The sequence below is a fragment of the Nocardia panacis genome, from assembly GCF_003598715.1.
Lineage (GTDB): Bacteria > Actinomycetota > Actinomycetes > Mycobacteriales > Mycobacteriaceae > Nocardia > Nocardia panacis.
In genome coordinates this window covers 24,565-35,820 of the sequence record NZ_QZFU01000005.1, presented here as the reverse complement: position 1 = coordinate 35,820, position 11,256 = coordinate 24,565, and the positions used below count along the sequence as shown (strand labels likewise).

Below are 11,256 nucleotides of genomic sequence, written 5' to 3'. Positions count from 1 at the left end.
CGGCGGCGATAGCGGTGGGGAAACGCCCGGTCCCATTCCGAACCCGGAAGCTAAGCCTGCCAGCGCCGATGGTACTGCACTCGACAGGGTGTGGGAGAGTAGGACACCGCCGGAACATATTTCACGTCAGGCCCTCGACATTCGTGTCGGGGGCCTGACGTCGTTTTCGGGACAATCTTCGTCATTCGATGTATTGCCCTGACGAACAAGATGATTCATTCGGCCGCAGCGAGATCCGGTGTATGCGCTGAAATTTCACGCGCGTCAACCCCGGTATCGAGCCGGGGGAACTTGATCGATCCCGGGGATAGGTAGCCGGTTCCGCCCGAGCGGATCTGGCAGGATTGCCTCATGCAGTTACGCCGCCCCGTGCGTCGGTGGATGACCAGTATGGTCGTCGGCGTCGCGCTCGTCTCGGGTGCGATGGCGATCGATACTTCCCCCGTACTCGCCGCGCCCGCGCTCTCCGAACCACCACCGGTGAGCACCGGATCCGCCGACGGCCCTGGCAGGGTCGAACCGACCGTCACTCCGAATTCCACTGTGCCCTCGATCAAAAAGGTCGAGCCGATCACCGACCGGTTGTTGCGGGTCTTCGTGCAGTCGCCCGCCATGCGCCGCGAGGTGCAGGTGCAGGTGCTGTTGCCGCGCGACCGCACCCTGCCGCGTCCCACGGTCTACATGCTCGACGGCCGCCAGACGCCACCGGATTCCAATGGCTGGATAGATAAGGGAAACGCCGTCCAGTTCTACGAGGACAAGGACGTCAATGTCGTCTTCACCGTAGGCGGCCCCGCCAGCTTCTACACCGATTGGCACAAGCCGGACCCGGTGCTCGGCACCAATATGTGGGAGACCTTCCTGACCAAGGAGCTGCCCCCGTTGCTTGACGCCCGCTTCGAGGGCAACGGTCGCAATGCGGTCATGGGTGTCTCCATGGGCGCGGAGGCCGCCATGATCCTCGCCGCTCGGCAGCCCGCGCTCTACCAGGCGGTGGCCGGGCACAGCGGCTGCTTCTCCATGGGCACCGACCTCGGCCAGGCGCAGGCGCGCGCCGTCGTCGCCACCTACCGCGGCGATCCCGACAATATGTATGGTGACAAGCACGATCCGGACTGGCTCGCCCACGATGTCAACCTGCATGCGGAGGCATTGCGCGGCAAAGCGCTCTACATCTCCGTCGGCAGCGGGATCCCCGGCAAATACGACACCCCGGACGTGAATCCGGATATCGCCAGCACTTTGGCCTTCGGCGGACCGCTGGAGGCCGCCACCAATATGTGTACGGCGCGACTGGTGCAGCGGCTGGTCAGCTTCGGGATTCCGGTGACGACGGACTTCCGCCTCACCGGAACCCACTCCTGGCCCTACTGGGCCGACGAACTCGGCCAATCCTGGCCGACGATCGCCCCGGCGATCGGGGTCAGGCCGTAAACCGTCCCCGCACAGCGGGATCGGTGGCGAAGCGGAGGAAGCGGTCGTTCTCGTGCGGGTCGCCGATGGTGACTCGCACCCCGTCCGGCGCGTAGGCGCGCAGCAGCACACCTTCGGCCGCGCTTGCCTCGGTGTAGGCGACGCCCTGGTCGCCCAGCGGTAGCCACACGAAATTGGCCTCGCTCGGCGGCACCCGGTAGCCCGCCGCCAGCAGTTCGTCGCGGACGCGCTCGCGCTCCACGATGAGGGTTTCGGTGCGGTCGAGCAGTTCGCCCCTGGCCTCGAGCGAGGCGATGGCCGCGGCCTGCACCAGTCGATTCACGCTGAACGGGATGTGCACCTTCATCAGCGCCGCGATCACCGCCGGATCGCCGACCGCGTACCCGGCGCGCAGGCCCGCCAGTCCATACGCTTTGGAGAAGGTGCGCAGCACAACCACATTGGGGCGGGTGCGGCCCAATTCGACACCGTCGGGCCGATCCTCGGGAGTCAGGCGCAGATATTCGAAGTACGCCTCGTCCAGGACGACCAGGATGTGCGAGGGGATCGCGTCCAGGAATCGGATCAACTCGGCGCGGCCCAGGGCGGTGCCCGTCGGGTTGTTCGGATTGCAGACGAAGATCAGTTTGGTGTGTTCGGTGACCGCGGCGGCCATAGCGTCGAAATCGTGCGTCAGATCGGCCGTCAGCGGTATAGGAACCGCCTTGGCGTTGCCGACCTTGGTCACGATCGGATAGGCCTCGAACGAGCGCCAGGCGTACACCACCTCGTCCGTCGGTGCGGCGCAGGTGATCTGCACCAGTTCCTGGCACAGCGCTACGCTGCCGCAACCGACCGCGATATTGGTCACTTCGACGCCGAGGAATTCCGCGAGCGCGGTGCGCAAGTCGCCCGCCTGGTTGTCGGGGTAGCGGTTTGCCAGTTCCGCCGCTTCCGCGATCGCCTTCGCGGCGGAGGGTAGCGGACCGAATGTGGTCTCGTTGCTGGCGAGTTTCACTGCACCGGGATGGTTGCGGCCGGGGACGTACGCCGGAATCGAATCCAGATCCGGCCGGATGTGCGGTATCACGCTCTCCACCCTAGGCCGATGCCCGCGAACACTGACACGCGTACCTGAAATTCTCCGGGCGAATGGCTCTCAGCAGGAATTTCTCGCCAAGATCGACGGTGCAACATACGCTGGTTTCATGTCGGGCATCTATGAAGATACTGCCCCACTGCGTGGCGGCGGCGATACCGATCGGGTTCCGCGAGCCCCGGCTGAAGCGGGTGAGCCTGCCGCACAGGTGCCCATCAGAGTCTTCGAGCCGGAGGGCAATGCGCGCGGCGGAATCGTCGTGCTGCACGAATCCCGAGAGTTCTCCGTGACTTTGCTGGATCTCATGCGCGCCTTGGCGATTGAGGGGTGGACGGTGGTCGCCCCCAACCTGTTCCACCGCGGTGTCGCCGCGGTGGGTGGTGTTTTCGGTGCGGACCTGTTCGACGATTTCGACGCCTGCTTCGACTGGCTGACCGGGCGCGGCGTCTTCCCGGACTGCATCGGGGTGCTCGGTTTCGACAGCGCGGGTACAGCGGCTTTTCTGGTGGCGACCAACCGCCCCATCGGCGCGGCGGTGAGCGTCGCCGCCCAGGGAATCGTGGAACCCATCACAGTTCAGGCCGATGCCCTCGTGCGCGCGGCCCCCGATCTGAAGGCTCCTTGGCTCGGGCTGTTCGGCGCCGATGATCCCGCCACCCCACCCGCCGATGTCGACCGGTTGCGCGATGCGACCGCCCGCGCCGATGTCGCCAGTCTGGTCGTCAGCTATCCGGGTCTGCGGCACCGCGCCGACCATCCGGATCCGGCGGATGCCGACCTGGGCGATTCGCACACCCGAATCTTTGACTGGTTCGACAGCAACCTGCGCTGAGATCCGCACTTTTACCCCAGATAACCTGGCGTTTTGTTGTCTGCCCCATGCCTCGGGTAACCTTTGTGCTCGGCGGTTCCGAAAGGATCCGGTGCCCTCGAAGAGAAGGCTCCAGGAGGCGTGCCAGAGCGGCCGAATGGGACTCACTGCTAATGAGTTGTCCCTTCACGGGGACCGGAGGTTCAAATCCTCTCGCCTCCGCCAACCCGGCCCAGCCGGGCCACAACTGAACAGAGACCATGCGCCCGTAGCTCAACGGATAGAGCATCTGACTACGGATCAGAAGGTTAGGGGTTCGAATCCCTTCGGGCGCACACTGTTAGAAGGCTCCTTCCAGGATATTGGAAGGAGCCTTCTAACATCTTCGACGACTCGAAAAAGGGTTTCCTGCGGGGAGGGAAGGGTTTGAACCGCGGGCGCTCTCGCGACGCTCGCTTTCAAGGCGAGTGCATTCGGCTGGCGCATTTGAACTACATGTCGGGTTGAGCATGAGTTGCTCGACCCGAGCCTGGTCTTTGGCCATGCCAAACGTGTCTCACCGTGTATCTGTTTGGGAGGAAAATCATGGCCAAGTCGATGGCCTACACCGCTGCGGTCTCCGTGGCAGCTGCCGCGTCACTCCTAATGCCCGCCGCACGCGCGCAAGCCCAGTCCGCGCCCTGTGCCAAGGCCGTCGAGTTGGTCAACGCCGCGGTCGCGATGAGCGGCGGGAGCCTGGACGCGGCGACATCGACAGCGCTTTCCCACCGACTGAGGGTTCCGGCTGATCTCGCCCAGGGCGAGGAGAAGCGTGTCATCACCGCCTACGCCGACGCGCTGATCGATGAGATCATTACCGATCTCGACCCCTACACCGACGAGCTCAATCGCTTCTGCGGCACCGGATCATAACCAGGAGTTCCCGGTTCGGGTTCACCGTATCGGCGCAACGAAGCTGTTCAAGCCCACGACCTCCATATTCGAGTAGTTCTGGGCCGCCCGGCCCCTCGGGGGCCACCTGTTGGATGGGACAACACTGGGGCACTGAGCGTGGTACTCGGCGTTATTCCCGGACGTCTCGATGAATCACCCGCATCCATCGGCTCGCCGCGCAGCGCCTCGGTCCGGTTGGCGGCGGATCGTGTTCCGGATCGGTGACGTGCTTTCATCATCGTGTTCGGTCATGCGACACACCAACTTTCGGCCCCGATGGTAGTGAGCACCATCGAATACTGCTGTCGTCGCGGCAACAGCCGACTTGGTGTGGCCTGCGGCGCCTGGAGTTGCCCGGCGGTGTGGGGCTCACGCAATGTGGGAGTCTGTTGCGGATAGTCGAGGGAGTTGTTGTGGCGGGTGAGTACACCTCAGTGCTCGAACAGAATGTGGCTGCGATGCATGTGCAGTACGAGGCGCTGTTGGGGGAGGGGTGCGGATGGTCTCTGCGGTCGCTGTTCAGCACGCCGGACTGTGATATCGCGGATTACTGCCGCGACTTCGCACCGAATCGGTTCGGCCTGCAAGCGTGCGAGAGGGTGGAGCAGTTCTGCCGGGTGCACGGCATCTGGCTCGAGGCAGGCGGTGCGCACTACAACAGCATGACCCCGTACCTGCATCCCGGCGCGGTGAGCGCCGAGCGGATGCTGATCATCGGGGTGTACAACGCGATCTTGTTCTGGCTCAACGACACAGTGGGTCGGGAGAAGTTCGCCCACCTGAGCGCCGCCGAGCAGCAGCAGGCAGCCGATGCGGTGCGGCGATTGTCTCGCGTGCTCGAAACACGGTGTGCGCCTGCCGATCCGCTGCCTGTGGAGACAGCGACGGTGGAGTTGCTGTCGATGCTGTCCCAGCGCGCGGATCCACACTGGTTGGCGGAATTCGCGGCCTCGACGATCGAACACCTGCAGCCGGCGATCCGGGATCAGAACGCCCGCGCACGGGGGCATCTGTTGAGTGTCGCCGACTACATCGACCTGCGGGCCTTCGTATCCGGGATGTATCCGGCAATCGCGTTGTGCGAGTTCGGTAGTGACACCTATTTGGCGTGGGATCGGATCACCGCCGCCGGACTGGCCGGTGATCTGCACACCCTACGTGTGCTGACCGCGCAGATCGGGGCATTGATGAACGATGTGTTCTCCTTCGAGAAGGAGTGCATTGTCGACCGCGCCGATTTCAATCTGATTCCGGTGTGGCTGTTGAACAATCCGGGGTCGACCCTCGCGGAGGCGGTTGAGGCGGCGGCGGCGATCGTGCGTGACCGCCTGACCCGGTTCCGCCGGATCCACGCACGCATGACCGGTAGGACTGCGCAGTTGACCGATACTGATCTCGCGCGAGCGGTGGCGGTTCACCTGGAAGACCTCCTCGGCTGTGTGCAGGCGACATGGGTCTGGCAGATCACGACGTTGCGGTACAAGGGAGTGTCGATCTTCGTCGAAAGCCGTCTCGACGAGCGCGCGTCGGTTCCCGAAAGTTATTCCATGCGGTAGCTTTTCAGTTCTGTGCGCGGTTCTCGCGCATGACATCGTCGGCGGGGGTCGCCGATCGGGTGGTCATGACAAGGGGGCATGGGTGAGCCGGATCGACACAGCGGCAGTCGCGTCGGCTTGGCAGCAGGCGCTGGCGGCTCATGGGGGCGTAACGATGCCGGTTGCACCGTCCCTACAAGTTCTCACCGACTTGACCGCCCAGCTCGCCGACGCGCTGGACGCCGATCGGTTCGACGCGGGCACGGGTACCCGAGTCGGGGCGGCGTTGGTCACCGCGCACCTGACCGACTCGGCCGTGCCGGGCATCTCCGCGCAGGTGCTGTATCGGCTGGCCGAGCACAGTGCGCGGCCCGACGCCGGTCTGCGGCTGGCTGTCTTGCTGACCGAGATCGGCTGTGGCTTCCAGGCTCGACTGCACGAGATGGTCTGCCCGTCGCGGCCGTCGACCGAAGGCGTCGGCCGACCGACACGACGTGACGCCGAGGACAGATTCCGAATCGTGTTCGACAACGCGGCATTCGCGATCGCCCTCGGCGATACGAACGGTACGTTGCTGGATGCCAATCGGGGGCTGGCCGAGATGATCGGTGTCCCGGTCGATCAGCTTCGTGGAATATCGGTCTATGACTTCGCTCATCCCGACGACCGCGATGAGATCAGGTCCCTGGTTTATGAGAAGCTGGTGCCGGCCGGTGCCGGCACGGTGAAGCTGGATCGACGGCTGATCCGCGCCGACGGGAGTAGCGGGTGGATTTCGTTCGCGATCACGTATGTCAAGGGAATCGGCGGCCCCGATCATCTGCTGGCGGTCGGCGCGGACGTCACGGACCGCCACCTGCTGGCCGCTGAACTGCACCGCCAGGCCCGCCATGATCCGCTGACCGGCTTGCCGAACCGCCGCCATCTGCTCGAACGGATCCAGTCCGCGATCGCGTCCGCGGGCGAGGAGGATCGGATCGGGTTGTGTTTCGCGGATCTGGACCACTTCAAGCATGTCAACGACCGCTACGGTCATGGTGCCGGTGACCAGGTGCTCACTGCGGTGGCCACCCGCTTGCACGACAGTGTGCGAGACGATGGTGACTGCATGATCGCCCGAATCGGCGGCGACGAATTCGTGGCACTGATCCCACCTCCGGTGGATGACCGCCGAGTGGCGATTGTGGCCGAGCGATTGCTTGCGTCGCTCGCCGAGCCGATCACGGTGGGTGACCATTCGCTGCGCATATCGGCCAGTATCGGGGCAGCGCTCACGCCGGTCGCCGACGCGCGGCCCGAATCCCTCCTCGCGGCCGCCGACACCTGTCTGTACCACGCGAAATCCGGTGGTACCGGCAGGTGGGTGTTGGCTTCGCCATGAGGAGATGGAGCGAGTGCGCGGACGGTGATCCACGGATGTGCCGAGACCACGCGACTCTCAGCGGCGGCGCAGGCTCGCTGGTGGGGATGGGGTGCAGGTAGGACAGCACCCCATCCGGTGGACTATCTGGTCAGTCGGCGGATCGCGATCACGGCCCCGGCCGCTATGACCGCAACCGCAAGCAGCATGCCGTAGTCGACCGGGATTCTGCGCATGCCCCTGCGGTGTTTGGACATCCCTACATCACCCCCTCCCTCGGCGCGAGGAACTGGACTGCTTGTGCACGGTCCCGAAGGAGGAGCCAACGCCACACCATACACACGACTGGCGGTGGAAAACGTTGTAACGCAAGAGATTTCCGAGTACTGATCGGGGGTGGGCCTGCGATTCGTTTCGGAATCGGTTTCGACCCGGAATGGGTCGGCGCCTTGGACCGGGACTCAGGTCGTGCGTGTCGCTTTCATCGGTTTGCGAAGGGCGGTGCCGAGGAGGCGTAGGAGTAAATGAAGGATCGGGATGGACGGAATATGGAAGACCCTTGCCGCTCAGTCGAGTTCGTAGTCGAACCAGATGCGGTGGGTCCCATCGGCGTCGATCGAAATTCCCCCGCTGCCGGTGATTCCGGCCAGCTCTCCGGTACCGCTGCCGGGGACGACAACGAAGAACTCGGCGGACCGATCGGTGCCCGATGTCGTCGCCGAATGGGCGAAAGCGAAGGTGCCCGCGGCCCCGTTGAGCGAGCCATCGAAAGATTCCATGGCGAGGTAGGTGCCCTTGCCTGCGGATTGATCGAATGCCGAGGTGAACAGTGTCGCGGCCCGGCCGGACACCGCACCTTCGAAGTGTTTGTCCATGTGCGCGATTCCGACCGGCACGCCGGTGGGTATCGCGGGCTGTACATCGGTCGGAGTGAACGACTTGACTTCGAACGTTCCGGAGGCGCGCATTGCGTAACCGTATCCAATCACTACGACAACGATCTCAAGCGTTGAGTATGGCGTCGGCTTCGATCTCGACGAGGAGCGCGGGGGTGATCAGGGCTTTGATTTCGTACATCGATGCGGCGGGGCGGATATCTGCGAAAACCTCGGCATGCGCCTTGGCGACCTCGGGCCAGCGGGAGATGTCGGTGACGAAGATGCGGGTGCGGACCACGTCTTTGAGGCTCGCGCCCGCTTGGTCGAGGGCGTTGGCGATGCGGCGCAGGATTTCTCGGGTTTGTTCGGCGATATCGTCGCCGCCGAAGACTTTGCCGCCGGGCAGGGATGCGGTGGTCCCGCTCACGGCGACGAGGTTGCCGAGTTTCACGGCGCGGGAATAGCCGACGATATCCTCGAATTCGGATTCGGAGGAGATGTTCACGCGGTCGCTCATATCGACAGCATCGCATGGTGTTTCCGGCGTGGCGCGGCGCGACGGTATCGGCTCGCACCATTCGCGGCTCTCGAGGATCACGGCGGCGGCCAAGGTGAGCAACCACAGCGACATGGAGCCGACCTGGATGCGCTGGGCGACGCCGAGGGCGTAGCTGCCGGATAGGTTGTCGGCGATGAGCATCCACAGGGTGGCGGCGGAGCCGATGACGAGGACGGCGACGCCGAGTTCGCGCAGGATTCGCCAGCGGTGGTAGCGGTAGGCGGCGAGGCTGAAGGCGAAGGTGGCCACGGCGATGGCGGTGACGGCGACGGTGCTGGTCATCGCGTGCGGTTGATGCAACTGGGGAAATAGTTCGCTGGCGCGGGGCGGGCAGGGTTTGGCGGCGGTGCAGGCGCGCAGCGGCATCAGGACGTCGGCGATGGTGGCGGCGCCGAAGACGATGAGGGCGCTCCAGCCGACGACGGTGATGCGGTTGCGGGGGAAGATGACGAGTCCGCCGATGGCGGCGGGCACGAGGGCGATGCCGACGATTTTGTCGGCGGTGGCGAAGACGGCGCGGTAGGGCCTGCCTTCGGCGGCGAGTTCGCTGAGGAAGGAGTTGACCGGGTCGACGTTCATGCGGAGCGCGAATTCCAGGACCCAGGAGGAATAACACAGTCCGGCGAGGGCGATCGCGCCCGCGATCAACCACGACGCCACTAGCACGCGCCTGCCGGCGATCTTCGGGCTACCACTCACGGACACCATTCTCCTGCCTACCACTGAACCGATGACCAGTGGCGGGCCGGTGTCGCTGAGGAAACGTGATATCGGACACGTCAAGGCGGGATGACGGCGAATTGCCATCCGGGCCTCAGCCTGTCTTCAGGTTTGCCGGACAGTCTGGTGGAAACGAAGTGTTGGAGGAGATCTCATGATCGGGTATGTCACGGCTCTGGTCGGTTTCGCGGCGATGGCGGCGATGGTGCTGTCCGGCCCATTGGCGGCTCAGGCGCCGCGCGCGCTGGTCCGGGTTACCCATCGATAGCTATTGGGTTGCGGTGAGAGCCGCCTGAACCCTGTCCGCGGCCGCGGCCGCATCCTCGTGTTCCCAGATCCGCACCACCTGCCAGCCCGCCTCGGTCAACCGCGTGTCGGTGTCCCGGTCGCGGGCGACATTTCCGGCCAGTTTCTCGGCCCACCATTCGGCATTGTTCTTGGGGTCGGTGGCATGCTGCGGGCAGCGATGCCAGAAGCAGCCGTCCACGTAGACGGCGACCCGCCTGCGCGGGAAGACGAGGTCGGCGCGGCGCCGCTGTCCCGGCAGCGGGGCGCGGTCGACGAAGTAGCGCAGTCCGCGCCGGTGCAGTTCGCGGCGCAGGGCCAGTTCGGGCTTGGTGTGGGCGCTGCGCTGGCGCGACATGCGCGCGCTGGTCGCGGCGTCGGTGGCGGGTCTCATGCGAATGAGGTTGTGTCGCAGGATATTCGGGTCACGCCGCCCAGCCTCCCATGCGATCGAGATGGCACGCCATGTCGTCGAGGAATCCGGGCGGGAAGCGCAGGCTGCCCATGCCCGCGCGGCGCAGGAATCCGGCGGTGGCGCGCGCGGAGAGCAATCGGGAATCGGAGAGGTAGTCGCGCAGATCCTCGTAGGGCTCGTGCACCGGCCACGTGGACAGTGCCACCCGATAGCTCTCACCTGTTCGCCCCCAGGCGGCGGTGGGCCAAGGCGCATTCGGATCGAGTGGTTCGTCCTCGGCGATCGGATCCAGCGGTGCGGCCAATCGCGAGCCGACCCAGGCGGCCATGCGCACACTGACCGCGTTGCCGACAAGTTTCCAACGGTGCCCGTGTTTGATGCCGGGGACTTCCGTTGCGGGAGTGGTCCATTCGGGTGCGAAGCCCTGTAGGCGCTCACCGTCGACGATGCCCGGCGTGACGATCTCCCCGGAAGGCAGCCGCACCGCGGGCGGGCTGGCGATGCCGAGGGCCGACCCGCCTTTGAGGGTCGGCACCGCGTTCACGGCCCAGCCGAGTCCGCGCACGCCCTCGGTCCAGTAGAAGCCGCACGGATCCTGATCCGGGTCGCCGATCGCGCGTGGACCGGCGTCCTCGCCGAACAGGACGCGGCGCGGGTCCTCCGTGCGGGAGGCCAGCATGAGCACCCGCTGTCTGCGCTGCGGCAGCCCGAACGCGCGGGCGTCGACGACGCGGTAGGCCCAGGTGTAGCCGAGGTCGGCGAGGGCGGCGGTGATGTGCCGCATGGCCGCGCCGCGACCCAGTTGCAGCATGAACGGGACATTCTCGATGAGCAGCCAGCGGGGTCCGCGTTTGCGGCGCACCAGCCGGAATACCTCGTCGACCAGGCCGGAGCGTTGACCGGTGATCCCCGCGGTGCGTCCGGCCTGGGACAGGTCCTGGCAGGGGAACCCCGCGGCGACGAGTTCGGTGTCGGTGGGGAGGGCGCGCAGCTTGGTGATGTCGGCGTGCAGCGGCACGCCGGGGAAGTGCGCCGCGAGGACGGCCTGCGCGCCCGGATCGATTTCACACAGCAGTTCGGTGTGCCAGCCGTAGCCGGCGAGGCCGAGTTCGAGCCCGCCTATTCCGGCGAACAGTCCGACCATGCGTGCGCCCGTCAACGACCGTCCTTCCTTGGCGAGTGTCCGACATGACCGCAGTGGGGACTCAGGTTACTCGAGCCGGGTGCGCGGTCGGATTGCCTGTTCCG

Annotated in this window: 10 protein-coding genes, 2 tRNA genes, 1 rRNA gene and 1 pseudogene; 8 read left to right on the top strand and 6 right to left on the bottom strand. The window is 65.5% G+C overall.

Translation table 11 applies throughout. The annotated features are described in order from the left end of the window. Both rrf and D5S18_RS00450 read left to right on the top strand, forming a co-directional pair. A 5S ribosomal RNA gene (gene rrf / locus D5S18_RS00455) occupies positions 1-115 on the top strand; the annotation flags it as partial. A 266-nt stretch (positions 116-381) separates the two neighbouring features. Beyond that, positions 382-1,434, top strand: coding sequence for an alpha/beta hydrolase (locus D5S18_RS00450; protein ID WP_239003439.1), 1,053 nt, complete (start codon positions 382-384; stop codon positions 1,432-1,434). Here D5S18_RS00450 and hisC read toward each other — a convergent pair. Continuing rightward, positions 1,424-2,503 (bottom strand): histidinol-phosphate transaminase, encoded by a 1,080-nt coding sequence (gene hisC, locus D5S18_RS00445; RefSeq protein ID WP_120036786.1) that lies wholly within the window; start codon positions 2,501-2,503, stop codon positions 1,424-1,426. The genes D5S18_RS00450 and hisC overlap by 11 nt on opposite strands. A 118-nt stretch (positions 2,504-2,621) precedes the next feature. Here hisC and D5S18_RS00440 point away from each other — a divergent pair, with 118 nt between their 5' ends. The 6 genes from D5S18_RS00440 (at position 2,622) to D5S18_RS00415 (ending at position 7,172) form a co-directional block, all read left to right on the top strand. Then, positions 2,622-3,344, top strand: a complete 723-nt coding sequence (locus tag D5S18_RS00440) for a dienelactone hydrolase family protein (protein ID WP_120036784.1) — start codon at positions 2,622-2,624, stop codon at positions 3,342-3,344. A gap of 114 nt (positions 3,345-3,458) precedes the next feature. After that, positions 3,459-3,548: transfer RNA gene (locus tag D5S18_RS00435), tRNA-Ser, on the top strand. A gap of 37 nt (positions 3,549-3,585) precedes the next feature. Further along, a tRNA-Arg gene (locus D5S18_RS00430) sits at positions 3,586-3,658 on the top strand. A gap of 250 nt (positions 3,659-3,908) precedes the next feature. Then, a complete protein-coding gene (locus D5S18_RS00425) occupies positions 3,909-4,235 on the top strand; it encodes a hypothetical protein (protein ID WP_147403780.1) in 327 nt (108 codons plus the stop codon). A 479-nt stretch (positions 4,236-4,714) separates the two neighbouring features. Next, positions 4,715-5,812 (top strand): terpene synthase family protein, encoded by a 1,098-nt coding sequence (locus tag D5S18_RS00420; RefSeq protein WP_239003438.1) that lies wholly within the window; start codon positions 4,715-4,717, stop codon positions 5,810-5,812. A 154-nt stretch (positions 5,813-5,966) separates the two neighbouring features. Then, entirely contained in the window at positions 5,967-7,172 is a 1,206-nt protein-coding gene (locus D5S18_RS00415; protein ID WP_120036780.1) for a sensor domain-containing diguanylate cyclase, read from the top strand. Between the two features lie 545 nt (positions 7,173-7,717). Here the strand turns inward: D5S18_RS00415 and D5S18_RS00410 are convergent. From D5S18_RS00410 to D5S18_RS00390, 5 genes and pseudogenes are all read right to left on the bottom strand, one after another. After that, a complete protein-coding gene (locus D5S18_RS00410) occupies positions 7,718-8,119 on the bottom strand; it encodes a DUF3224 domain-containing protein (RefSeq protein WP_120036778.1) in 402 nt (133 codons plus the stop codon). A 34-nt stretch (positions 8,120-8,153) separates the two neighbouring features. Next, positions 8,154-8,546 carry a RidA family protein gene (locus D5S18_RS00405; protein ID WP_120036797.1) on the bottom strand — a complete coding sequence of 131 codons (393 nt, stop codon included), beginning with the start codon at positions 8,544-8,546 and terminating at the stop codon, positions 8,154-8,156. 96 nt (positions 8,547-8,642) lie between these two features. Continuing rightward, positions 8,643-9,296, bottom strand: a pseudogene (locus tag D5S18_RS00400) (DUF998 domain-containing protein); the annotation flags it as partial. A gap of 280 nt (positions 9,297-9,576) precedes the next feature. After that, the gene (locus D5S18_RS00395; protein WP_120036776.1) at positions 9,577-9,987 is read right to left on the bottom strand and encodes a very short patch repair endonuclease; all 411 of its coding nucleotides are present in this window, start codon (positions 9,985-9,987) and stop codon (positions 9,577-9,579) included. A gap of 31 nt (positions 9,988-10,018) precedes the next feature. Next, positions 10,019-11,152, bottom strand: coding sequence for a DNA cytosine methyltransferase (locus D5S18_RS00390; RefSeq protein WP_203236520.1), 1,134 nt, complete (start codon positions 11,150-11,152; stop codon positions 10,019-10,021). Positions 11,153-11,256: the final 104 nt, after the last annotated feature.